General features: G+C 61.6%; 25 protein-coding genes. 19 read left to right on the top strand and 6 right to left on the bottom strand.

The annotated features are described in order from the left end of the window. Positions 1 to 58 precede the first annotated feature (58 nt). Positions 59 to 2437: a phosphomannomutase/phosphoglucomutase gene (locus tag M2497_RS00120; RefSeq protein WP_248485348.1), complete on the top strand. Its 2379-nt coding sequence runs from the start codon at positions 59 to 61 to the stop codon at positions 2435 to 2437. A 19-nt stretch (positions 2438 to 2456) separates the two neighbouring features. Then, complete coding sequence (gene argB, locus M2497_RS00125) at positions 2457 to 3362, top strand: acetylglutamate kinase (protein ID WP_058424243.1); 906 nt, start codon at positions 2457 to 2459, stop codon at positions 3360 to 3362. Between the two features lie 196 nt (positions 3363 to 3558). On the opposite strand, the gene pyrE is transcribed toward argB, so the two are convergent. Further along, entirely contained in the window at positions 3559 to 4203 is a 645-nt protein-coding gene (gene pyrE, locus M2497_RS00130; RefSeq protein ID WP_028618476.1) for an orotate phosphoribosyltransferase, read from the bottom strand. An 82-nt stretch (positions 4204 to 4285) separates the two neighbouring features. On the opposite strand from pyrE, the gene M2497_RS00135 reads away from it, so the two are divergent. After that, complete coding sequence (locus M2497_RS00135) at positions 4286 to 5065, top strand: exodeoxyribonuclease III (RefSeq protein WP_003195493.1); 780 nt, start codon at positions 4286 to 4288, stop codon at positions 5063 to 5065. Positions 5066 to 5123: 58 nt separating this feature from the next. Here the strand turns inward: M2497_RS00135 and M2497_RS00140 are convergent, their stop codons facing one another. Together M2497_RS00140 and rph are read right to left on the bottom strand one after the other, a co-directional pair. After that, positions 5124 to 5495: a DUF4870 domain-containing protein gene (locus tag M2497_RS00140; protein ID WP_248485349.1), complete on the bottom strand. Its 372-nt coding sequence runs from the start codon at positions 5493 to 5495 to the stop codon at positions 5124 to 5126. Positions 5496 to 5517: 22 nt separating this feature from the next. Further along, positions 5518 to 6240: a ribonuclease PH gene (rph, locus tag M2497_RS00145; protein ID WP_016975928.1), complete on the bottom strand. Its 723-nt coding sequence runs from the start codon at positions 6238 to 6240 to the stop codon at positions 5518 to 5520. Positions 6241 to 6425: 185 nt separating this feature from the next. On the opposite strand from rph, the gene M2497_RS00150 reads away from it, so the two are divergent. The 7 genes from M2497_RS00150 (at position 6426) to M2497_RS00180 (ending at position 12506) form a co-directional block, all read left to right on the top strand. Further along, positions 6426 to 7289 carry a YicC/YloC family endoribonuclease gene (locus M2497_RS00150; protein WP_058424245.1) on the top strand — a complete coding sequence of 288 codons (864 nt, stop codon included), beginning with the start codon at positions 6426 to 6428 and terminating at the stop codon, positions 7287 to 7289. A 10-nt stretch (positions 7290 to 7299) separates the two neighbouring features. Beyond that, positions 7300 to 7920 (top strand): guanylate kinase, encoded by a 621-nt coding sequence (gene gmk, locus M2497_RS00155; RefSeq protein ID WP_032884410.1) that lies wholly within the window; start codon positions 7300 to 7302, stop codon positions 7918 to 7920. A gap of 167 nt (positions 7921 to 8087) precedes the next feature. After that, complete coding sequence (gene rpoZ, locus M2497_RS00160) at positions 8088 to 8351, top strand: DNA-directed RNA polymerase subunit omega (RefSeq protein ID WP_003176920.1); 264 nt, start codon at positions 8088 to 8090, stop codon at positions 8349 to 8351. Positions 8352 to 8411: 60 nt separating this feature from the next. Further along, positions 8412 to 10517, top strand: coding sequence for a bifunctional GTP diphosphokinase/guanosine-3',5'-bis pyrophosphate 3'-pyrophosphohydrolase (spoT, locus tag M2497_RS00165; protein WP_058424246.1), 2106 nt, complete (start codon positions 8412 to 8414; stop codon positions 10515 to 10517). Positions 10518 to 10539: 22 nt separating this feature from the next. Further along, positions 10540 to 10920: a RidA family protein gene (locus M2497_RS00170; RefSeq protein WP_003176922.1), complete on the top strand. Its 381-nt coding sequence runs from the start codon at positions 10540 to 10542 to the stop codon at positions 10918 to 10920. Between the two features lie 56 nt (positions 10921 to 10976). Continuing rightward, entirely contained in the window at positions 10977 to 11720 is a 744-nt protein-coding gene (locus tag M2497_RS00175) for a hypothetical protein (protein WP_248485350.1), read from the top strand. A gap of 75 nt (positions 11721 to 11795) precedes the next feature. Beyond that, positions 11796 to 12506 carry a hypothetical protein gene (locus tag M2497_RS00180; protein WP_248485351.1) on the top strand — a complete coding sequence of 237 codons (711 nt, stop codon included), beginning with the start codon at positions 11796 to 11798 and terminating at the stop codon, positions 12504 to 12506. Between the two features lie 124 nt (positions 12507 to 12630). Here the strand turns inward: M2497_RS00180 and M2497_RS00185 are convergent, their stop codons facing one another. Further along, positions 12631 to 13482 carry an SDR family oxidoreductase gene (locus M2497_RS00185; protein WP_248485352.1) on the bottom strand — a complete coding sequence of 284 codons (852 nt, stop codon included), beginning with the start codon at positions 13480 to 13482 and terminating at the stop codon, positions 12631 to 12633. 187 nt (positions 13483 to 13669) lie between these two features. Between M2497_RS00185 and exbB the strand changes: the two genes are divergently transcribed. The 9 genes from exbB (at position 13670) to M2497_RS00230 (ending at position 22325) form a co-directional block, all read left to right on the top strand. Then, positions 13670 to 14647, top strand: coding sequence for a tonB-system energizer ExbB (gene exbB / locus M2497_RS00190; RefSeq protein WP_248485354.1), 978 nt, complete (start codon positions 13670 to 13672; stop codon positions 14645 to 14647). 6 nt (positions 14648 to 14653) lie between these two features. After that, positions 14654 to 15079: a TonB system transport protein ExbD gene (gene exbD, locus M2497_RS00195; RefSeq protein WP_003195519.1), complete on the top strand. Its 426-nt coding sequence runs from the start codon at positions 14654 to 14656 to the stop codon at positions 15077 to 15079. Next, positions 15076 to 15825 carry an energy transducer TonB gene (locus M2497_RS00200; protein ID WP_016975935.1) on the top strand — a complete coding sequence of 250 codons (750 nt, stop codon included), beginning with the start codon at positions 15076 to 15078 and terminating at the stop codon, positions 15823 to 15825. Before exbD ends, M2497_RS00200 begins: the two co-directional genes overlap by 4 nt. A 182-nt stretch (positions 15826 to 16007) precedes the next feature. Next, positions 16008 to 16352: a cupredoxin domain-containing protein gene (locus tag M2497_RS00205; protein ID WP_071488080.1), complete on the top strand. Its 345-nt coding sequence runs from the start codon at positions 16008 to 16010 to the stop codon at positions 16350 to 16352. Positions 16353 to 16355: 3 nt separating this feature from the next. Continuing rightward, positions 16356 to 17198 (top strand): FTR1 family protein, encoded by an 843-nt coding sequence (locus tag M2497_RS00210; protein ID WP_248485355.1) that lies wholly within the window; start codon positions 16356 to 16358, stop codon positions 17196 to 17198. Then, positions 17195 to 17725, top strand: a complete 531-nt coding sequence (locus M2497_RS00215; RefSeq protein WP_071494623.1) for an iron transporter — start codon at positions 17195 to 17197, stop codon at positions 17723 to 17725. The genes M2497_RS00210 and M2497_RS00215 overlap by 4 nt, the downstream gene beginning before the upstream one ends. A 117-nt stretch (positions 17726 to 17842) precedes the next feature. Continuing rightward, on the top strand, positions 17843 to 18763 hold the full coding sequence (locus M2497_RS00220; protein WP_016975936.1) for a hydrogen peroxide-inducible genes activator: 921 nt from the start codon (positions 17843 to 17845) through the stop codon (positions 18761 to 18763). 8 nt (positions 18764 to 18771) lie between these two features. Next, on the top strand, positions 18772 to 20847 hold the full coding sequence (gene recG, locus M2497_RS00225) for an ATP-dependent DNA helicase RecG (RefSeq protein ID WP_058424461.1): 2076 nt from the start codon (positions 18772 to 18774) through the stop codon (positions 20845 to 20847). Positions 20848 to 20924: 77 nt separating this feature from the next. Next, a complete protein-coding gene (locus M2497_RS00230) occupies positions 20925 to 22325 on the top strand; it encodes an aminoacyl-tRNA deacylase and HDOD domain-containing protein (protein WP_248485357.1) in 1401 nt (466 codons plus the stop codon). Positions 22326 to 22427: 102 nt separating this feature from the next. On the opposite strand, the gene M2497_RS00235 is transcribed toward M2497_RS00230, so the two are convergent. Then, positions 22428 to 22802, bottom strand: a complete 375-nt coding sequence (locus tag M2497_RS00235; RefSeq protein WP_003195530.1) for a hypothetical protein — start codon at positions 22800 to 22802, stop codon at positions 22428 to 22430. 124 nt (positions 22803 to 22926) lie between these two features. Beyond that, on the bottom strand, positions 22927 to 23853 hold the full coding sequence (tagQ, locus tag M2497_RS00240; RefSeq protein ID WP_071488084.1) for a type VI secretion system-associated lipoprotein TagQ: 927 nt from the start codon (positions 23851 to 23853) through the stop codon (positions 22927 to 22929). Between the last annotated feature and the right edge of the window lie 37 nt (positions 23854 to 23890).

Consider the following 23890-nt stretch of genomic DNA (forward strand, 5'->3'; position numbering starts at 1 on the left):
CGCGCGTGCCTCGGTGCTGCCGTTATGCTTTTAAGGAACATGACGGGGATTGCGCTTTATGACGAACGATTCGCGAATAAAACGGCACCATGCCGCTGGTCACGCCTCCATCACCCATAACAGCTTGAAACCCGGGCTGTTACTGGCGGCAACCAGCGTGATCGCCGCCGGTGCGCTGTTCTGGTTTGGCGCGTGGGTGCCACTGCACAACGAATACCGCCAGCACGTTGCGCAATCCGCCGCTGCGATTATCAGCAAGTCCGTCGCAACGGCCGCCGATAAACTCGCACTGCAAGCCGAGATCAACGCCAAAACCCCGGCACTCGCGAACGCTGTCCGGTCCAATCGACCGGATATCCGGCAGGCCGCAGAACACCATCTACCCGCACGGGAGGGGTTGACCAGCACTTGGCTCACCCCCCTTCGCCAAGCGCCCCTGGGCGATAGCCTGCCGCCTCAGGTGCTGGACATGATTGGTCGCGCGGAGCGTAACGTGCCGCCAATACCGGAAATTTACAAAAGTGGAGACAGTTGGCTTTTCTATAGCGTAATTGCCTTGCGCGAAGCCACGCACGCCCCGATCATCGGCACCCTGACCCAGGCATACGACCTCCAGCCATTGACCGAACAACTGGCGTCGCTGCCCCCAGAGGTGGGAACCTTTCGTTTGTCCCAGCGCGTCTGGAACGATCCCGAGCAGGTGATCTTCACCCAGGGCCACAGCGCGTCACCAGACACCTACACGCTTGCCGTAGGCGATAATCATCTATCATTGAGCTTCAGCCCCGGGGCGCTGTATCAGTTCGCTTACCCCCGTCAGCAGCTTGTGTTGATGGCGTTGGCCGCGCTACTTGCCCTGGTGGGTGCCATGGCAGGCGTATACCTGTGCTTCAGGCGGTCCCAAATGTTAATCAACAACGGCTGTGGAATAGGTACAGCCCCACGCCACGAACTCTCCTCCCAAAATGCCGTCCAAGCCCCAGGCATGACCCCACTGGTCAGTCCCCAGGATCTTTCAAGACAGGAGCCCCCCCAAGCCATGAGCAATCCAGCCCGTGTAGCCCCGATCTTCCCCGACAGTATCTTCCGCGCTTATGACATCCGTGGCGTGGTGCCCAAAACCCTGACCGCCGAAACCGCCTACTGGATTGGCCGGGCCATTGGCGCCCAGAGCCTGGCCCAGGACGAGCCCAACGTGTCGGTCGGCCGTGACGGTCGCCTGTCCGGCCCGGAGTTGGTGGAACAACTGATCCAGGGCCTGGCCGACAGCGGTTGCCATGTGAGCGACGTGGGCCTGGTGCCGACGCCGGCACTGTACTACGCAGCCAACGTACTGGCTGGCAAGTCCGGGGTGATGCTCACCGGCAGCCACAACCCGTCGGACTACAACGGTTTCAAGATCGTCATCGCCGGCGACACGCTGGCCAACGAACAGATCCAGGCCCTGCACGACCGCCTGAAAAACAACGACCTGACCAGCGGCAAGGGCACCGTCACCAAAGTCGACATCCTGCAACGCTACTCTGATGAAATCACCGGTGACGTCAAACTCGCGCGCCGCCTCAAGGTGGTGGTGGATTGCGGCAACGGCGCGGCGGGCGTGATCGCCCCGCAGTTGCTCGAAGCGCTGAATTGCGAAGTGATCCCGCTGTTCTGCGAGGTCGACGGCAACTTCCCCAACCACCACCCGGATCCAGGCAAGCCGGAGAACCTGGTGGACCTGATCGCCAAGGTCAAGGAAACCGGCGCTGACGTGGGCCTGGCCTTTGACGGTGACGGCGACCGAGTGGGCGTGGTGACTGAAACCGGCGAGATCGTGTTCCCGGACCGCCTGTTGATGCTGTTTGCCCGTGACGTGGTGGCGCGCAATGCCAACGCCGAGATCATCTTCGACGTGAAGTGCACTCGCCGTCTCACCCCGCTGATCAAGGAATATGGCGGTCGCCCGCTAATGTGGAAGACCGGTCACTCGTTGATCAAAAAGAAAATGAAGGAAACCGGCGCCCTGTTGGCCGGCGAAATGAGCGGCCACGTGTTCTTCAAGGAGCGCTGGTTCGGCTTTGACGACGGTATTTACAGCGCCGCGCGGTTGCTGGAGATCCTCAGCAAGGAAAAATCTACCGCCGAAGAGCTGTTCCAGACCTTCCCGAACGATATTTCTACGCCAGAGATCAATATCCATGTGACCGAGGAGAGCAAATTCAGCATCATTGACGCACTGCACGATGCGCAATGGGGCGAAGGCGCCAACCTGACCACCATTGATGGTGTGCGAGTCGATTACGCCAAAGGCTGGGGCCTGGTTCGCGCGTCCAACACCACACCGGTGCTGGTCCTGCGTTTCGAGGCGGATACCGAGGCTGAGTTGCAGCGCATCAAGGACGTGTTCCACGCCCAGTTGAAACGTGTTGCCCCTGATCTCCAATTACCGTTCTGATTTTTTACCGGAGCCCTGAATGACCCTCGAACGCGAAGCCGCTGCCAACACTGCCAAGGTCCTGTCCGAAGCGTTGCCTTACATCCGACGCTATGTCGGCAAGACGCTGGTGATCAAGTACGGCGGCAATGCCATGGAAAGCGACGAGCTGAAAACCGGCTTTGCCCGCGACATCGTGTTGATGAAAGCCGTGGGGATCAACCCGGTGGTGGTGCACGGCGGCGGCCCGCAAATCGGCGACCTGCTCAAGCGCCTGTCGATCGAGAGTCACTTCATCGATGGCATGCGCGTCACTGACGCGCAGACCATGGACGTGGTGGAGATGGTCCTCGGCGGCCAGGTCAACAAAGACATCGTCAACTTGATCAACCGCCACGGCGGCAGCGCCATCGGCCTGACCGGCAAGGACGCGGAGTTGATCCGCGCGAAAAAGCTGACGGTGACCCGTCAGACACCGGAGATGACCCAGCCGGAAATCATCGACATCGGCCAGGTGGGCGAAGTGGTTGGCGTGAACACCGACCTGCTGAACCTGCTGGTCAAGGGCGACTTCATCCCGGTGATCGCGCCGATCGGCGTGGGCGCCAATGGCGAGTCCTACAACATCAACGCCGACCTGGTGGCCGGCAAGGTGGCCGAAGCGCTGAAGGCTGAAAAGCTGATGCTGCTGACCAACATCGCCGGCCTGATGGACAAGCAAGGCAAAGTTCTGACCGGCCTGACCACCCAACAAGTGGACGATCTGATCGCTGACGGCACTATCTACGGCGGCATGCTGCCCAAGATCCGCTGCGCGCTGGAAGCGGTGCAAGGCGGGGTGGGCAGCTCGTTGATCATCGATGGTCGAGTGCCGAATGCGGTACTGCTGGAGATCTTCACGGATACCGGCATGGGTACGTTGATCAGTAACCGCAAACGGCCTTAAGACACCAGAAAACAAAAGGCCCCGTTCAATCTGATTGAGCGGGGCCTTTTTTGTGCTTGAACACACTGTAGATCCAAATGTGGGAGGGGGCTTGCCCCCGATTAGCGGTGTATCAGCCAAATAACTGCAACTGACACTCCGTCATCGGGGGCAAGCCCCCTCCCACACTAGCCTTTACACACAAGGGAGCTCGGGGTCAGACGCCAAACTGCTCGCGATATGCACGCACCGCCGGCAGATGCTGCTTGAGCTGCGGATCATCTTCCAGGAACTGCAACACCTGGTTCAACGAGACGATGCTCACGACTGGAATGCCGAAATCGCGCTCCACTTCCTGGATGGCCGACAACTCACCGTTGCCACGCTCCTGGCGGTTCAGCGCGATCAGCACGCCGGCGGCCTTGGCGCCGTCCTGGGAAGCAATGATCTGCATCACTTCGCGGATAGCGGTGCCGGCGGTGATCACGTCATCGATGATCAGCACATCGCCCTTGAGTGGAGCGCCGACCAGGCTGCCGCCTTCACCGTGGGCCTTGGCCTCTTTACGGTTGAAGCACCAAGGCAGGTCCTGCCCGTGATGCTCAGCCAGCGCCACGGCGGTCGCCGCCGCCAGGGGAATACCCTTGTAGGCCGGGCCAAACAGCACATCGAAGGAAATACCGCTCTCAACGATGGCAGCCGCATAGAAACGACCCAGCTGAGCCAGGGCCGAACCCGAGTTGAACAGGCCCGCATTGAAGAAGTACGGGCTGGTGCGCCCTGACTTGAGGGTGAACTCACCGAAGCGCAAAACCCCGCGATCGATGGCAAAACGAATGAAATCGCGTTGATACGCCTGCATGAAAAAAGCCTCAGATACCACGGATTTAGCTAATTAGGTAGACGGCGTGTATCATACACGCACGCGATTTTTGGGGCCATTTATGCGGATCATCAGTGTGAACGTTAATGGTATTCAGGCTGCAGTCGAGCGTGGTTTGCTCAGTTGGCTGCAAGCCCAGAATGCCGACGTCATCTGCCTGCAGGATACCCGCGCCTCCGCCTTTGAACTGGACGACCCAGCCTTCCAACTGGATGGCTACTTCCTTTATGCCTGCGATGCCGAAGTGCCCACCCAAGGTGGCGTAGCTTTGTATTCGCGGTTGCAACCCAAGGCGGTCATCAGCGGCCTCGGCTTCGAGACAGCCGACCGCTACGGGCGCTACCTGCAAGCCGATTTCGACAAGGTCAGCATCGCGACCTTGCTGCTTCCTTCGGGGCAGAACGGCGATGAAGACTTGAATCAGAAGTTCAAGCTAATGGACGATTTCGCCCGTTACCTGGATAAACAGCGACGCAAACGTCGCGAGTACATTTATTGTGGCTCGCTGTACGTGGCGCAACAGAAGCTGGATATCAAGAACTGGCGCGACAGCCAGCAATCCCCGGGCTTCCTGGCGCCGGAACGGGCCTGGATGGACGAGATTGTCGGCAACATGGGCTATGTGGATGCCCTGCGCGAAGTCAGCCGCGAAGGCGACCAGTACAGCTGGTGGCCGGACAACGAACAGGCTGAGATGCTCAACCTGGGCTGGCGCTTCGACTACCAGTTGCTGACCCCGGGTCTGCGCCGGTTCGTTCGCAGCGCACGCCTGCCGCGCCAGCCGCGCTTCTCGCAGCACGCGCCGCTGATCGTGGACTACGACTGGACACTGACCATCTGAGGTCTTTTCCCAGGCACAAAAAAACCGACATCGCTGTCGGTTTTTTTGTGGGTGCTCATTATTTGATCACACGCCAGGTCAAGGGATAGCGGTAGGCGATCCCCTTGTTGGCCTTGATGCTGCCAATGATGGTCAGCACCACCGTGGCGATTGCCAGGGCAATCATCAGGAAAAAACCAATCACCGCGAAAGCCAGCACAATGCAAGCGATCCAGGCGATGGCGACGGTGATCTGGAAGTTCAGGGCTTCCTTGCCCTGATCATCAATGAACGGGTCCACTTCTTTCTTCATCTGCCACAGGATCAGCGGCCCCACGACACTGCCGAAGGGGAACACAAACCCCAGAAACGCCGCGAGATGGCACAACATCGCGCCCTGGCGCACTTCGTAGGAAGGCGTCGGCACCGGCATTTGGCTGTTGTCATTCATGGCGCTTCTCCTTGAGGCGGGTTCAGTCAGCCAGGGCGGCGTTCTGCAGTTCGAAGATCTCGGTCATGCCTTTCTGGGCCAGGGCCAGCATCGCGTTCAGTTCGGCCGGCTGGAATGGCGCGCCTTCGGCGGTGCCCTGCACTTCGATGAAACCACCGGTGCTGGTCATCACCACGTTCAGGTCGGTCTCGGCAGCCGAGTCTTCCAGGTAGTCCAGGTCCAGCACTGGCTCGCCCTGGTACATGCCCACCGAAACAGCGGCGATCATTTGCTTGAGCGGGTCACCGCCCTTGAGGCCGCCACGCTTCTTGATCACTTTCAGCGCGTCAACCAGGGCCACCATGGCACCGGTGATGGACGCAGTGCGGGTGCCACCGTCGGCCTGGATCACGTCGCAATCGACGTACAGGGTCACGTCGCCCAGCTTGGACATGTCCAGGGCGGCGCGCAGGGAACGACCGATCAGGCGCTGGATTTCCAGGGTGCGGCCACCTTGCTTGCCACGGCTGGCTTCACGCTGGTTACGCTCGCCGGTGGCGCGCGGCAACATGCCGTACTCTGCGGTCAGCCAACCCTGGCCCTGGCCTTTAAGAAAGCGCGGTACGCCGTTTTCGACGCTGACGGTGCAGATCACCTTGGTATCGCCAAACTCGACCAGTACGGATCCCTCGGCGTGTTTGGTGTAGTTGCGGGTGATGCGGATCGAGCGGAGCTGATCGGCAGCGCGACCACTTGGACGTTTCATAGGGGATACCTGTACTGAGGACGAAAAACTGCCGAGCATTATAGAGCCGCGGGCCGATTCGGGGCACTGCTAAAAAATCCGGTTACGAATGCCCGGGTTTGGGCGCACTCGCCCCACTGCGCTACAATCCTGCGCCTTCCCAATCATCAGCCCGCATTTACGGGACTGCAACGCGAGGTACCTCCATGGTGCACAGCATGACCGCCTTTGCCCGCGTCGAAAAAGCCGGCGTACAAGGCACCCTGAGCTGGGAACTGCGCTCGGTCAACAGCCGCTACCTGGAGCCGCATCTGCGCCTGCCGGAGTCGTTCCGCGACCTCGAAGGCGCTGTGCGTGAAGCGCTGCGCCAGGGCATTTCCCGTGGCAAGCTGGAATGCACCCTGCGCTTTACCGAAGAAACCACCGGCAAGCCGCTGCAGGTTGACCGCGACCGCGCCGCGCAATTGGTCGCCGCCGCCGAAACCATCGCCGGCCTGATCAAGCAGCCGGCCGCGCTCAACCCCCTGGAAGTGCTGGCCTGGCCCGGTGTGCTGGTGGCCGACGCCACCGACCCGCAAGCGCTCAACGCCGAAGCCCTCGCCCTGTTCAATCAGGGTTTGAAGGAGCTCAAGGCCGGCCGCGAGCGTGAAGGCGCCGAGTTGGCCCGCCTGATCAGCGAGCGCCTGACCTCGATCGAAGAAGACGTGGTCACCCTGCGCGAGCTGGTCCCGCAGATGCTTGCCGCCCAGCGCCAGAAGGTCCTCGACCGCTTCACCGACATGAAGGCCGACCTCGACCCGGTGCGCCTGGAGCAGGAAATGGTACTGCTGGCGCAAAAGAGCGATGTGGCCGAAGAACTGGACCGCCTGAGCACCCACATCCTCGAAGTACGCCGCGTGCTCAAGTCCGGCGGCGCCGCCGGTCGGCGCCTGGACTTCCTGATGCAGGAACTCAACCGCGAAGCCAATACACTGGGCTCCAAGGCTTTCGATCCGCGCAGCACCACGGCTGCGGTCAACCTCAAGGTGTTGATCGAGCAGATGCGCGAACAAGTACAGAATATTGAGTAAGGCAACCTCCATGACCCACAGCACCGGCACCCTTTACATCATTTCCGCTCCTTCGGGCGCGGGCAAGAGCAGCCTGGTCAAGGCCCTGACCGACGCTGACGAGCAGATCCGCATCTCGGTCTCCCACACCACCCGCGCCATGCGCCCGGGCGAGGTGAACGGGGTGCACTATCACTTCGTCGAGCGCACCGAGTTCGTCAAGATGATCGAACACGGCGACTTCCTAGAGCGCGCCGAAGTGTTCGGCAACCTCTATGGTACTTCGCAAAGCCACTTGCAGCAGACCCTGGACGAAGGCCACGACTTGATCCTGGAAATCGACTGGCAGGGTGCCGAACAAGTGCGCCAGCTGATGCCCAAGGCGCGTTCGATCTTTATCCTGCCGCCGTCGCTTGAAGCGTTGCACCAGCGCCTGACCAACCGCGGCCAGGACAGTGACGAGATCATCGAAGGCCGCATGCGTGAAGCCGTCAGCGAAATGAGCCACTACGTCGACTACGACTACTTGATCATCAACGACGATTTTTCCCACGCACTGGATGATCTGAAGGCGATTTTCCGCACCAATCAGCTCCAGCAAAAGCGTCAGCAACAGCGTTTTGGCAAATTGCTGGCCGAACTGCTCGGTTGATTGGCTCTTCCCAAAACCGCTGCAAGGGCTTTACATTGGCACTTGTAGCGGTTTTGCGAGGGCCTGCGAAAAATCAGCGCTTCCCTAAACGCTGGTGATTTTTTAAACTGTTTAGTCCGCTCGCCCAACCGGGCAGCGCGCATCTTGCATTCGCTCCGAGGAATACCATGGCCCGCGTAACCGTTGAAGACTGCCTAGAACACGTGGATAACCGCTTTGAGCTGGTCATGCTCTCTACCAAGCGTGCCCGTCAACTGGCCACTGGCGGCAAAGAGCCCCTGGTCCAGTGGGAAAACGACAAGCCTACCGTTGTCGCCCTGCGTGAAATCGCTGAAGGCCTGATGAGCTACGAGTTCATCGCCAACGCCGAAATCGTTGAAGACGAACCGCTGTTTGCAGCGTTCGAGGACGAGTCCAACGAGGCCGTCTAAGCCTATGCCTGGTCGACGTAGCACGGCGCGGGGTCACAGCCAACGGCAGGAGTTCACACTTTGCCGAGCATAGACGCCCTCGCCGATCGCTTATCGGCCTACCTCGGCCCAGACCAGGTCAACCTGGTCCGCCGAGCGTATTTCTACGCCGAACAAGCCCACGACGGCCAACGCCGCCGCAGCGGAGAGGCGTATGTCACCCATCCTCTTGCGGTGGCCAACATTCTTGCCGACATGCACATGGACCATCAGAGCCTGATGGCCGCGATGCTGCATGACGTGATCGAAGACACCGGCATCGCCAAGGAAGCGCTCAGCGCGCAATTCGGCGAAACCGTGGCCGAACTGGTCGACGGGGTCAGCAAACTGACCCAGATGAACTTCGAGACCAAGGCCGAGGCCCAGGCGGAAAACTTCCAGAAGATGGCCATGGCCATGGCCCGCGATATCCGCGTGATCCTGGTCAAGCTGGCCGACCGGCTGCACAACATGCGTACGCTGGAAGTGCTCTCCGGCGAAAAACGCCGGCGCATCGCCAAGGAAACCCTGGAAATCTACGCGCCCATCGCCAACCGGCTGGGCATGCATGCCATTCGTATCGAGTTCGAAGACCTCGGTTTCAAGGCCATGCACCCGATGCGTTCGGCACGCATCTACCAGGCGGTCAAGCGCGCCCGTGGCAACCGCAAGGAAATCGTCAACAAGATCGAAGAATCCCTGAGCCATTGCCTGGCGATCGACGAGATCGAGGGCGAAGTCAGCGGCCGACAAAAGCACATCTACGGCATCTACAAGAAGATGCGCGGCAAGCGCCGGGCCTTCAACGAGATCATGGACGTGTACGCGTTCCGGATCATCGTCGACAAGGTCGACACCTGTTATCGCGTACTGGGCGCTGTACATAATTTGTACAAACCCCTGCCGGGTCGCTTCAAGGATTACATCGCGATTCCCAAGGCCAACGGCTACCAGTCGCTGCATACCACGCTGTTCGGTATGCACGGGGTGCCGATCGAGATCCAGATTCGCACCCGCGAAATGGAAGAGATGGCCAACAACGGCATCGCCGCCCATTGGCTGTACAAGTCCAGCGGCGACGAGCAGCCCAAAGGCACTCATGCGCGCGCCCGCCAGTGGGTCAAGGGCGTGCTGGAAATGCAGCAACGCGCCGGCAACTCCCTGGAATTTATCGAAAGCGTGAAGATCGACCTGTTCCCGGACGAGGTCTACGTGTTTACGCCCAAAGGCCGGATCATGGAGCTGCCCAAGGGCTCCACCGCCGTCGACTTTGCCTATGCAGTGCACACCGATGTGGGCAACAGCTGCATCGCCTGTCGGATCAATCGTCGTCTCGCACCGCTGTCCGAACCGCTGCAAAGTGGCTCCACGGTCGAGATCGTCAGTGCTCCAGGCGCACGGCCGAACCCGGCGTGGCTCAACTTCGTGGTCACCGGCAAGGCGCGCACGCACATCCGTCACGCACTGAAATTGCAGCGCCGCTCCGAGTCCATCAGCCTGGGCGAACGCCTGCTGAACAAGGTGCTCAACGGTTTCGACAGCGCTCTCGACAAGATCCCGCAGGAACGCGTGCAAGCGATGCTCCACGAGTACCGTCAGGAAACCATCGAAGACCTGCTGGAAGATATCGGCCTGGGCAACCGCATGGCCTATGTAGTCGCCCGCCGCCTGCTCGGCGAAGGCGAACAGCTGCCAAGCCCCGAAGGCCCGCTGGCGATTCGCGGCACCGAGGGCCTGGTGCTCAGCTACGCCAAGTGCTGCACGCCGATCCCAGGCGATCCGATTGTCGGCCACTTGTCCGCAGGCAAAGGCATGGTGGTGCACCTGGACAACTGCCGCAACATCACCGAAATCCGCCACAACCCGGAAAAATGCATCCAGCTCTCGTGGGCCAAGGATGTCACCGGCGAATTCAACGTCGAGTTGCGCGTGGAGCTGGAACACCAGCGTGGCCTGATCGCCCTGCTCGCCAGCAGCGTCAACGCAGCCGACGGCAATATCGAGAAAATCAGCATGGACGAGCGCGATGGCCGCATCAGCGTGGTCCAACTGGTGGTCAGCGTCCACGACCGCGTGCACCTGGCCCGCGTGATCAAGAAACTGCGTGCCTTGACCGGTGTGATCCGCATCACTCGCATGCGCGCCTAACCCACATTACAAGGAGTCATTCATGACCAAGACCGTTATCACCAGCGATAAAGCCCCTGCCGCCATCGGCACTTACTCCCAGGCGATCAAGGCGGGCAACACCGTCTACATGTCCGGCCAGATCCCGCTGGACCCAAAGACCATGGAACTGGTGGAAGGCTTCGAAGCACAGACCGTACAGGTCTTCGAAAACCTCAAGTCCGTTGCTGAAGCCGCCGGCGGTTCGTTCAAGGACATCGTCAAGCTGAACATCTTCCTCACCGACCTGAGCCACTTCGCCAAGGTCAACGAGATCATGGGCAAGTACTTCGAACAGCCGTACCCAGCCCGCGCCGCCATCGGCGTTGCCGCCCTGCCAAAGGGTGCACAGGTTGAGATGGACGCGATCCTGGTCATCGAGTAAAACACCCGGCGCAGCCCCCACAGGCTGCGCCGACTTCGTTTCAGAAGGATTTCATGATGCGCAAAGCGCTTGTAGCCTCATCAATGCTCGCCCTGTTGCTCGGCGGCTGTGCCAGTAACCCTGCCGACAGGGATGTGAGCGGCACCTGGATCAACCAGGTAGCCATCGATGCGGCTGCCAAGGGCGGCCCTTTGCGTGAAGCCTTGCAGAGCTTTGGCCCGAACCTCGAGTGGGAGGTCAATACCAAGGCCGCGCAGGCCCGCTACTACAACGGTTTTGAAGTAGCGGAAGGCAAGTTGCTGGGTGAACAGTCCGGCGCCTGGAGCGTGGATTTCTACGGCAGCTCCGCCACCGAACTCAAGCGCAAAGGCAAGCAACTGCTGCAAGTGGCCAATGACAACGAGCCTGAACAGCTGTTTGCCCGCGCCAAAGACCCCGCCCCGGAAGGCGCACCTTTGGGCGCCAACTTCGAGCGGGCGCTGTACGCGGCCTACCTGGGCGGTGACTGGAAGATCAGCGACGGCTTCGGCAGCGGCGCCATCGTGCAGTTCCAGGCTGACGGCAAAGTCGCCGGCCTGCCTAATGTTGACCGGTACTCGCTATGCCTGGCCGGTGATTGCGCGTCAATGAGCGGCGGCTACGACAGCATCTGGCTGCAACTCAATGGCCAGGGCAACCCGTGGATCTTTGTGCGCAAGGGCAAGCAACTGGAGATTTTCCAGGCGGTGAATACCGCGCAGGCCGACGAGGTGCCCTCATTTACGCCGGGGCCTCGGCAGTGGCTACTGGAAAAACAGTGATACAAAGCAAAGGAGCCCAAGGGCTCCTTTTTCTTTAGCCTGCACCGCGATTGGCACGACTGAAGACATTGCCCCATGCGCACACTCCTTATCCTCGGCCTCTTGCTGCTGAGCGGCTGCATCCCTGCAGATATCAGTGGTGTCTGGATCAATCAGCCAATCATTGATGTGGCCGCGCAAGGCAAACCGCTGAACATCCACGGTACGCATTTGGAGTGGCACATCGACACTCGTGCTGGCAAGGCACAGGTGCGTAACGGCTTTGAGATGAGCGAAGGCCAGTTACTGCTCAAATCCCCCAACGCCTGGATCGTCGACTACGGTGGCGGTCACACCGATGAGCTGCAATTTGATGGCAAGTATCTGACCCAGGCGACCAACCAATACGCCCCACAGGAAGTGTTCAGCCGCCCAACCGAAACGGTGGAGACAGGGGATAATTGGGTCAACACCTTCGTGAAAGCCCTGAACACAGCGTACATGGCCGGCGAATGGAACATCATCGACGGCCCCGGGAAAGGCACGACGGCGATGTTCACCGCGCAGGGTCGCGTTTCAGGGCTTGGGCAAGCAGATCGATACACACTGTGCCTGGACGGCGACTGCCGATCCCAGGGTGCGGGCAATGAAACCCTGCTCTTAGGCCATGCAGGCACCGACGATACATGGATCTTCGTGCGCAAAGGCAAGCAACTTGAGATTTTCCAGGCGGTGAATACCGCGCAGGCCGACGAAGCACCGCAGTTCACCCCCGGCCCCCGCCAATGGCTGCTGGAAAAACAATAGCCGCCATGCCGCAAATCCAAATGTGGGAGGGGCTTGCCCCCGATGGCAGTGCATCAGCTAATACAACTGTGGCTGACACTCCGCTATCGGGGGCAAGCCCCCTCCCATATTTTTTGACTGCGTTTCAGCCCTTGAGGATCGCAGCATAGCCTTCGCGATAAGTCGGGTAGGTCGGCGTCCAACCCAACGCCTTCACCCGGGCATTGCTGCACTGCTTGCTGCCCGCTCGCCGCACACTCGCATCCTCAGCCCACTCAGTCACACCCAGGTATTCGCGCAACCAGCCCACCACTTCGGCCAGTGGCGCTGGCGCATCGTCGACACCGATGTAGACCTTGTCCAGCGAACCGCCCTCTTCCACATGGCGCAATAAAAAGGCCAGCAGCCCCGCGGCGTCTTCCGCATGAATGCGATTGCCATATAAAGGTGGATCGATTGCGACTCGGTAGCCCTGGCGGACCTGGGTCAGCAGCCATTCGCGTCCCGGACCATAAATGCCGGTCAGGCGCACGATGCTGGCCGGGATGCCGCTATTGAGCGCCACCTGCTCAGCCTCCAGCATCACCTGCCCGGAATATCCCTTCGCCTGAGTCTCTGATGTTTCGTCGACCCACTCGCCATTCTGCTGCCCGTAGACGCTGCTGCTGGATACAAACAGCAGGTGCTTGGGCTCCTGGCCGTAGTCGCCCAACCACTCAAGCACATGTTTGAGGCCTTCTACATAAGCGGCGCGATAGCCGGCTTCGTCGTGGTCCGTCGCAGCGGCGCAGTACACCAGGTAATCCACCCCGCCAATCGGCCAGGTGCCTGGGCAATCCTTCTTGAACAAGTCACCGGCAATGCCGATCACGCCCTCAGGAAGCCGCGAAATATCGCGGCGCAGGCCATGAACCTCCCATTCCGAGGCGAGCAACTGGCTAGCCAGCCGACTACCCACATCGCCACATCCGGCAATCACAACAGAAGGCGCTGACATCACAAAACTCCGCGAAGAAAGGTCTAGGTTAGCCTTCGCAGATGACAGACGGCCAGAAAAAGCACAAATAAAGTTACTGTATTACTTCTGTTAACAAGAATTACTTGCAATAATAACCGCCCATTTGTCCTCGACCCCAGGGTCTGGAAGGACGATCACTCCATTTTTTTACTCAGGTCCGGCCAGCATGACACGTAATACAACCCCCGCTTCGCCAACCAAGCTTCACAGCCCATCCCGCGCCTGGCGCGCGATTGCTGCGCTGCTGTTCAGCGTACTGCTGGCACCGACCGCCGCCTTCGCTGATGCCACCGCGCCAGCCACCCCGGCGGCCGCCGAGCACAACACTGCGGCACCGGCAGCACCTGCCGTAGCGCCCGCTGCCACCGACCCGGCCCAGGCTGCTGACCCTGCCGCCGACGACAGCGGTGTGGTGCTGGAAGAGGACAACACCCTGGGCATGGCCCACGACCTGTCGCCCTGGGGCATGTACCAGAACGCTGACGTGGTGGTGAAAGCCGTGATGATCGGCCTGGCCATCGCCTCGATCATCACCTGGACCATCTGGATCGCCAAAGGCTTCGAGCTGCTGGGCGCCAAGCGTCGCCTGCGCACCGAAATCGTCCACCTGAAAAAGGCCACCACCCTCAAGGAAGCCAGCGAAAGCGCGACCAAAAAGGGCACCCTGGCCAATACCCTGGTGCACGACGCGTTGGAAGAAATGCGCCTGTCGGCCAACACCCGCGAAAAAGAAGGCATCAAGGAACGTGTGGCCTTCCGCCTGGAGCGTCTGGTGGCGGCCTGCGGCCGTAACATGAGCAGCGGCACCGGCGTGCTGGCGACCATCGGTTCCACCGCGCCGTTCGTCGGCCTGTTCGGTACCGTGTGGGGCATCATGAACAGCTTCATCGGCATCGCCAAAACCCAGACCACCAACCTCGCCGTTGTTGCCCCAGGCATCGCCGAAGCCCTGCTGGCCACCGCCCTGGGCCTGGTTGCCGCGATTCCTGCGGTGGTGATCTACAACGTCTTCGCGCGTTCGATTGCCGGCTATAAGGCCCAGGTATCGGACGCGTCGGCGGAAGTCCTGCTGCTGGTCAGCCGCGACCTCGATCACCTGCCTACCGAGCGCAGCTCGCAACCGCACATGGTGAAAGTGGGGTAATCGGCCATGGGCCTGCATTTGAATCAAGGCGACGACGAACTCGTCGAGAACCACGAAATCAACGTCACGCCGTTTATCGACGTGATGCTGGTGCTGCTGATCATCTTCATGGTGGCAGCACCGTTGGCCACCGTGGACATCAAGGTCGACCTGCCCGCGTCCAGCGCCAAGCCGGCGCCACGGCCGGAGAAACCGATCTTCCTCAGCGTCAAGGCGGACCAACGCCTGTTCCTGGGCGAAGAAGAGGTCAAGGCTGAAACCCTGGGGCCGGTGCTCGACGCCAAGACCCAGGGCAAGAAGGACACGACGATCTTCTTCCAGGCTGACAAGGGCGTGGACTACGGCGACCTGATGAGCGTGATGGATGCCCTGCGGGCAGCCGGCTACCTCAAGGTAGGCCTGGTCGGACTTGAGACGGCAGCCAAGAAATGATCACGACGCGCCACAAACTGACGCGTTATGGCACCAGCCTCGCCGTCGTACTGGGCGTGCATGCCGTCGCGATCGCTATCGCGCTTCATTGGTCGGCGCCGCGCACGGTGCAGTTGCCACCGGCTGCCATGGTCATCGACCTGGCACCGATGCCAGCCCCACCGCCGCCGGCACCGCCCAAGGTGGTCACGCCGCCGCAACCGCCTGCCCCGGTGGAAGAACTGCCGCTGCCGAAACTGGCCGAGGCACCCAAGCCGACGATCCAGGTGCCCAAGCCGGTCAAGCCCAAGCCCAAACCGCAGCCGCCCAAGCCGGTGGAGAAGAAGATCGAGCCGCCCAAGGAGAAACCTTCCGAGGACCCGCCGAGCGATGCTCCGCCGACCCAGGCACCGGCTGAAAAATCGGCCCAGCCCGTTCCTGGCCCGTCGCCGCAACAGATCGCCGCCAAGGCGTCCTGGGAAGGCACCCTGCTGGCTCACCTGCAGAAGTACAAGAAGTACCCGCCAGGCGCCCAGGCGCGTGGCAAGGAAGGCCTCAACCGCTTGAAGTTCGTGGTGGATGCCGAGGGTAACGTGCTGTCCTACGAGTTGGTGGGCCGCTCCGGCAACGCCGACCTGGACCGCGCCACGCTGGACATGATCCGTCGTGCCCAGCCGCTGCCCAAGCCACCGGCAGACATGCTCAAGGGTGGCAGCATCGAGATCGTTGCACCGTTCGTGTACAACATCGAAAAACGTCGTCGCTGAGCCGCTCCCAATGGGCACCCTCGGGTGCCCATTGCGCTCCCCCTCCCCGGTATTTCAAGCCTTGCAGACCCGCGAGCTGAACCGTTACTGAACGTGAAACCAATGTCATGGTTCTTCACTTGTAACACTTCAATACACCACCAATCATGCGCGAACAATTCTCATTTGAGAGGCTTTTCGCCATGTCCTGCCCTCCCCGCCTGACGCTTGCCCTGCTCGCAATCGCTGGCGCCCCCTGCGCAGCCCATGCGGATCAACTGGTCAGCCTGACCGTGCAAAACCACACCTTCACACCCGCCAGCTTCACCGTGCCGGCTGGGGAGCGCTTTCGCATCCAGCTCACCAACAACGACGACACCGTCGACGAATTCGAAAGCTACGACATGAAATTCGAAAAGATCGTCGTGCCCGGCAACACCATTACCGTCTTCGCCGGCCCGATGCATCCGGGCACCTACAGCTTTTTCGACGACTACCACCCCGACCAGGCCAAAGGCACCGTCACCGTCGTCGCGGCCAAGGAGTAAGTCATGCTGGCCTGTCTGCTGATCGTGTTTCGTGAAGTCCTGGAAGCCGGCATCGTCATCGGTATCGTCATGGCCGCCACCCAGGGGCTGGCGCGGCGCAGTGCCTACATCATCGGCGGCATCGCTGCCGGTGTTGGCGGCGCGGCGATCCTCGCGCTGTTCACTGGCGCCATCACCCAGGCCCTGGACGGTTTCGGCCAGGAAATCTTCAACGCCACCATCCTTATCGTCGCGGTGTGCATGCTCGGCTGGCACAACCTGTGGATGAGTAGCCATGGCCGCGAACTCGCTACTCAACTGCGCGAAAGCGGGGCGGCGGTGCAACGCGGCGAAAAGACCCTGTGGGCACTGGCCATCGTGATCACCGTGGCCGTGCTGCGCGAAGGCTCGGAAATCGTGCTGTTCCTGTATGGCATCGCCGCCTCCACCCACCCCGAACCCCTGACGATGCTCATCGGCGGCGTGCTCGGGATTGCCGGTGGCGGCGTGCTGTCGTGGCTGCTGTATCGCGGACTGGTGGTGATCAGCCTCAAGCGCCTGTTCTCGGTCACCACATGGATGATCGCCGTACTCGCGGCGGGAATGGCCGGCCGCGCCGCCGCGATCCTGGCCGGTATCAACCTGATCCCGGCCTGGGGCTACGAGTTGTGGGACACCTCTTGGCTAGTCTCCGACGCAAGCCTCACCGGTAGGGCGCTGCAAGCGCTGACTGGCTACACCGACCGCCCCCTGGGCGTTCAACTGTTTGCCTGGGTGGCCACCCTTACCCTGCTGCTACTGGGTAGCCGCCTTGTGCAGTCGCGCACCACTCAACCGTCTTCATCCACCCTGGAGCGTCACCCATGAACCACCTGTCCAAACCCGTGGCCGCTGCGCTGGTCCTGACCAGTGCCCTGGCTTTTTCCGCCGTCAGCCAAGCCCGTGAATACCCGATCGGCGGGCCGGTTCAGACCCACGACATGGAGATCGCCTCCTCGTACCTCACCGGGATCGAGATGGCGCCAATGCCACCAGGCATGGTCATGGACAAGGACTCGGTGCACCTTGAAACCGATGTGCATGCCACCGCCGACAACAAGTACGGACTGTCCAACGGTGAATGGGTGCCTTACCTGAGCATCTCCTATTCCCTGGTCAAGGAAGGCGCTCCGGACTACAAACAAATCGGCACGCTCCTGCCGATGGTTGCCAAAGACGGCGCCCACTATGCGAACAACGTGAAGATGGACGGCCCCGGCACCTATACCGTGGTCCTGCGCTATGAGAGCCCGCAGATCAATGGCTTCTTCCACCACGTCGACAAAGAAACCGGCGTCCCCGAATGGTGGGGCCCGTTCACCGAGACCTTCACCTTCAAATACCCGCAGAAATAACCGGCAAAACACCTGCGGCACCCGATTAGCTGGTGTCGCAAACCCCATCGTGTCTGATAACGTGCGTCTATCGATTGCAGCCGGTATGCTTGGCCCGCAACCTCATGGACGCCCGCTATGACTCTTACAGAATTGCGCTACATCGTCACCCTCGCCCAAGAGCAGCACTTCGGCCACGCGGCCGAGCGTTGCCATGTCAGCCAACCGACGCTGTCGGTGGGCGTGAAAAAGCTTGAAGACGAACTCGGTGTGCTGATTTTCGAGCGCAGCAAGAGCGCCGTGCGCCTCACCCCGGTGGGCGAAGGCATCGTGGCCCAGGCCCAGAAGGTGCTGGAGCAGGCGCAGAGCATTCGCGAACTGGCCCAGGCCGGCAAGAACCAGCTGACCGCGCCGCTCAAGGTCGGCGCCATCTACACCGTCGGCCCGTACCTGTTTCCGCACCTGATCCCGCAACTGCACCGCGTCGCGCCGCAGATGCCGCTGTATATCGAAGAAAATTTCACCCACGTGCTGCGCGACAAACTGCGCAACGGCGAGCTGGACGCGATCATCATCGCCCTGCCGTTCAATGAAGCCGACGTGCTGACCCTGCCGCTCTACGACGAGCCGTTCTACGTGCTGATGCCGGCCTCGCACCCGTGGACCCAGAAAGACACCATCGACGCCGGCCTGCTCAACGACAAGAGCCTGCTGTTGCTCGGTGAAGGGCACTGCTTCCGCGACCAGGTCCTCGAAGCCTGCCCGACCCTGACCAAGGGCAATGACGGCGCCAAGCACACCACCGTGGAATCCAGCTCCCTGGAAACCATCCGCCACATGGTCGCGTCCGGCCTGGGCATTTCCATCCTGCCGCTGTCAGCGGTGGACAGCCATCACTACGCCCCCGGCGTGATCGAAGTGCGCCCCCTCACGCCGCCGGTGCCGTTCCGCACCGTGGCGATCGCCTGGCGCGCCAGCTTCCCACGGCCCAAAGCGATTGAGATCCTCGCCGACTCGATCCGCCTGTGTTCGGTCGCCAAGCCGACTGCCGCGAGCTAAGCCAGGGTATGACTGAGCTGTCGCAGGTGTCGGTGACGGCACTCAAGGGTGTCGGTGAAGCCATGGCCGAGAAGCTGGCCAAGGTGGGCCTGGAGAACCTCCAGGACGTGCTGTTCCATCTGCCCCTGCGCTATCAGGACCGCACCCGCGTAGTGCCCATCGGCCAGTTGCGCCCCGGGCAGGACGCAGTGGTCGAAGGCACCGTCAGCGGTGCCGATGTGGTGATGGGCAAGCGCCGCAGTCTGGTCGTACGCCTGCAGGATGGCACTGGCGGCCTGAGCCTGCGCTTCTACCATTTCAGCAACGCGCAGAAGGAAGGCCTCAAGCGCGGCACCCGCGTGCGCTGCTACGGCGAAGCGCGACCCGGCGCATCCGGCCTTGAGATCTATCACCCGGAATACCGCGCCATTACCGGTGACGAACCGCCGCCGGTCGACACCACGCTCACGCCGATCTACCCGCTCACCGAAGGCCTGACCCAGCAACGCCTGCGCCAACTGTGCATGCAGACGCTGACCATGCTCGGTCCGAAAAGCCTGCCTGATTGGCTGCCCCAGGAACTGGCCCGCGACTATCAACTGGCGCCGCTGGACGATGCAATCCGCTACCTGCATCACCCGCCCGCCGACGCCGATGTCGACGAACTCGCACTCGGTCATCACTGGGCCCAGCACCGTCTGGCCTTTGAAGAACTGCTGACCCACCAATTGTCGCAGCAACGCCTGCGCGAAAGCATGCGCTCCCTGCGTGCACCGGCAATGCCCAAGGCCACGCGCCTGCCCGCGCAGTACCTGGCCAACCTCGGTTTTGCGCCGACCGGTGCCCAGCAACGCGTCGGCAATGAAATCGCCTATGACCTGAGCCAGCAGGAGCCCATGCTGCGGCTGATCCAGGGCGATGTGGGGGCAGGCAAGACCGTGGTCGCCGCCCTCGCCGCACTGCAAGCACTGGAAGCCGGCTACCAGGTGGCGCTGATGGCGCCCACCGAGATCCTCGCCGAGCAGCACTTCATCACCTTCAAGCGCTGGCTCGAACCGCTGGGCCTGGAAGTGGCGTGGCTGGCCGGCAAGCTCAAGGGCAAGAACCGCGCGGCGGCACTGGAACAGATCGCCGGCGGCGCGCCGATGGTGGTCGGCACCCACGCGCTGTTCCAGGATGAAGTGCAGTTCAAGAACCTGGCCCTGGTAATCATCGACGAACAGCACCGCTTCGGCGTGCAACAGCGCCTGGCCCTGCGCCAGAAAGGCGTGGGCGGGCGGATGAACCCGCACCAACTGATCATGACCGCCACACCGATCCCGCGCACCCTTGCCATGAGCGCCTACGCCGACCTCGACACCTCGATCCTCGACGAACTGCCGCCTGGCCGTACGCCGGTCAACACCGTGCTGGTCACCGACACCCGGCGCGTGGAAGTGATCGAACGCGTGCGCGGCGCCTGTGCCGAAGGGCGCCAGGCGTACTGGGTGTGCACGCTAATCGAAGAGTCCGAAGAGCTGACCTGCCAAGCGGCCGAAACCACTTACGAAGACCTCACCAGCGCCCTCGGCGAACTCAAGGTCGGGCTGATCCACGGGCGCATGAAACCGGCTGAAAAGGCCGCAGTCATGGCCGAATTCAAGGCCGGCAACCTGCAACTGCTGGTCGCCACCACGGTGATCGAAGTGGGCGTGGACGTGCCCAACGCCAGCCTGATGATCATCGAAAACCCCGAGCGCCTGGGCCTGGCGCAACTGCACCAGTTGCGTGGCCGTGTGGGCCGAGGCAGCGCCGCCAGCCACTGCGTGCTGCTCTACCACCCGCCGCTGTCACAGATCGGCCGCCAGCGCCTGGGCATCATGCGTGAAACCAACGACGGTTTTGTCATCGCCGAAAAAGACCTGGAACTGCGCGGCCCCGGCGAAATGCTCGGCACCCGCCAGACCGGCCTGCTGCAATTCAAAGTCGCCGACCTGATGCGCGACGCCGACCTGCTGCCAGCTGTGCGCGATGCCGCACAGGCACTGCTGGAGCGCTGGCCGGATCACGTCAGCCCGCTGCTCAATCGCTGGCTCAGGCATGGGCAGCAATACGGCCAAGTGTGACGCCTGACGCACTTAAGCGACCAACAGTTGTATCAAGCTGGTTATACTTCGGTGACTGTAAGAAATTGGATCAGGCCATGTCAGAAGTTGCCCTCGCCACAGCCCCACTGACCGCCCCGCCGGTCATTCGGGCTCTGCTCGCAAAACTCGCCATCCCCTACACGGAAGTCGCCGACCTCCCGGGCCTGAATCCTGCGCAGAAGGTCCAGGCAGTGCTGCTGGAAGATGCGGTAGGCGCCCTGATGGTGCTGTTCCCGCAGAACCAGTTGCTCGACCTCAACCGCCTTGCCGAACTCACCGGCCGTCGCCTGACCGCTGTGTCGCCGGATCGCGTCAAGCGCATGCTCGACAAACATGACCTGAGCCTGCTGCCTGGTCTGCCACCCCTTACCAGTTCGCCCTGCCTGTACGAAGGCAGCCTGCTCAACGAGCCGAGCCTGCTGGTGCATTCGGGTGAAGCCGGGCTGCTGCTCGACATTGACACCAACGCCTTCAAGACCCTGCTCACCAAGGCCAGCGCCGGGCACTTCGGCGAGCCGCTGAGCAATATCCGCCCCAACCTCGACCGCCCCAATGACGACCGCGAGGAAATCACCCAGGCGATGCAGGCGTTCACCGCCCGCCGTATCCAGCAACGCCTGGAAGCGACCATCGAGATTCCACCGCTGGCCGATACCGCACAGAAGATCATCAAGCTGCGCGTCGACCCAAACGCCACCATCGATGACATCACCGGCGTGGTCGAGACCGACCCGGCCCTGGCCGCCCAAGTGGTGAGCTGGGCAGCGTCGCCGTACTACGCCTCGCCGGGCAAGATTCGTTCAGTGGAAGACGCCATCGTGCGTGTGCTGGGCTTCGACCTAGTGATCAACCTGGCGCTGGGCCTGGCCCTGGGCAAGACCCTGAGCCTGCCCAAGGACCACCCGCACCAGTCGACGCCGTACTGGCACCAGTCGATCTACACCGCCGCCGTGATCGAAGGGCTGACCCGCGCCATGCCCCGCGCACAGCGCCCGGAAGCCGGCCTCACCTACCTCGCCGGCCTGCTGCACAACTTCGGATATCTGCTGCTGGCCCACGTGTTCCCGCCGCACTTCTCGCTGATCTGCCGCCACCTGGAGGTCAACCCGCACCTGTGCCACAGCTATGTCGAGCAACACCTGCTGGGCATTAGCCGCGAGCAGATCGGCGCCTGGCTGATGCGCTACTGGGACATGCCGGACGAACTGTCCACCGCCCTGCGCTTCCAGCACGACCCGACCTACGATGGGCAATACGCCGAGTACCCGAACCTGGTGTGCCTGGCCGTGCGCCTGTTGCGTAGCCGCGGAATCGGCTCCGGGCCGGACGAGGCGATTCCGGATGCGCTGCTCGAGCGCCTGGGCTTGAGCCGTGACAAGGCTGAAGAGGTGGTGGGCAAAGTGCTTGATGCTGAAGTGCTGTTGCGCGAATTGGCGTCGCAGTTCAGCCAGGGCTAAATCGATAGCCTGTCAGACCGCTATCGGGGGGCAAGCCCCCTCCCACACTTGAAATGCATTCCCCTGTGGGAGGGGGCTTGCCCCCGATGAATCCACCTCGGTCTACTTCTTTTTCTTCGGCTTCAAATACTTGGTCAACCCCTGGAACCAGATCACCAGCGCCGGGTTGCCCTTGATCTGGATCGACTTGTCCTGGATCCCCGTCATGAACGCCAGTTGCTTGTTCTTCGCCTGCATCGTGGCGAAGCCATAGGCAGCATCTTTGAACGCAATGGCAAACGCCGGCGCCGGGTGAACACCCGAGCGGCTGGTGATGCGCTGGTCTTTGACGATGAAGTGACGGGCTACCTTGCCGTCGAGGGTCTGCAACTGGAACGCCAGGTCTTTATCGCCCAACTGTTGCTGGAAGGCAGGATTGGTGCGGCTGGCTTTGCCCATCATCAGGCCCAGCACCCACAAGAGAAGACGGAATTTCATGCACACGGCCTCGGTGTAATTATTGAGTGGCCGCAGCAGTTTAACGATTTGCTTAAAGAACGCCACCGATCTTGCGCATTAGCGGAAGATCGGCTGGCGTTTGACGCTTATAGCAGCATGTTACTTAAACGTTTGGGCAAGGAACCGGCGCCCAGTCGGCCAGGTTCGGATCGCGGCAGCTGCCTTCGAGCTGAGCCTTGCCGGCGCTGGCGACCTGCTTGCTTTCAGCTTGCTTGACCTGGGCAGTCTGGAAGGTCTTCTCGGTGCTCACCGCTTCTGTGGGTACGGTTGGCAGAACCGGCTTTTTCGGCGGTTTGGTGCCTGTGCCTTTCTTCTTGCCCGATGTCACAACAGGTGTTGTGTCGGCCTTGGCCACGGTGACCACATCAGTACGCTGTACGCCAACCTGTTGCAGGTCTTTCTCGTAGGCCTGGGTGTAGTTGTTCAGGTCTTCGGCGGCTTTACCGTTGACCGCAACGATCAGGTCATTGGATTCCTTCAGGCCCGAGACGATTTCCGCCAGGCGCTTGCGGCCTTCGGTGTCGTTGACGGTCTTGGCTTTGCGATCAGCCACCAACTTGGTGAACGCGCTCTGGTAGCACTGCTGGGACGCCTTGGCGTACGCCGTGCTGCGGTCGATGTCGGAGACGCTTTTGTTCACATCAGCCGCATACGAGGCAATACGCTGGTTGTCATCGGCGATCTGCTTCTGACGCTCGGTGTAGTAACCCGCTGCACCGCCGGCCAGGGCGCCGCCCGCAGCACCGATGGCCGCATTACGGCCACGTTTTTCCTTGTCGCCGGTCAGGGCGCCGAGCAGGGCACCACCGGCAGCGCCGATGGCCGCGCCGGTCACGACCGACTTGGTCATGTTCGAGTCGGTGGCGCGCAAGTGCTGCACCGGCTCGTAGCAGTTGGGGTAGTACTCGACCTTGGTGCTCGACGCGACCTTGGAGGCCGGCGACGTGGCGCAACCGGTCAGCACAGTGCTGAAACCGGCCGCGATCAGCAGCAAGTGACGCTTGGAAACCGCCTTACGGGAAAAAAGCATAGGTGTGTTCTCTTTTAAGTTTGACTTGCCCAGCACG

This window comes from Pseudomonas sp. CYM-20-01 (assembly GCF_023169845.1).
Lineage (GTDB): Bacteria > Pseudomonadota > Gammaproteobacteria > Pseudomonadales > Pseudomonadaceae > Aquipseudomonas > Aquipseudomonas azotoformans.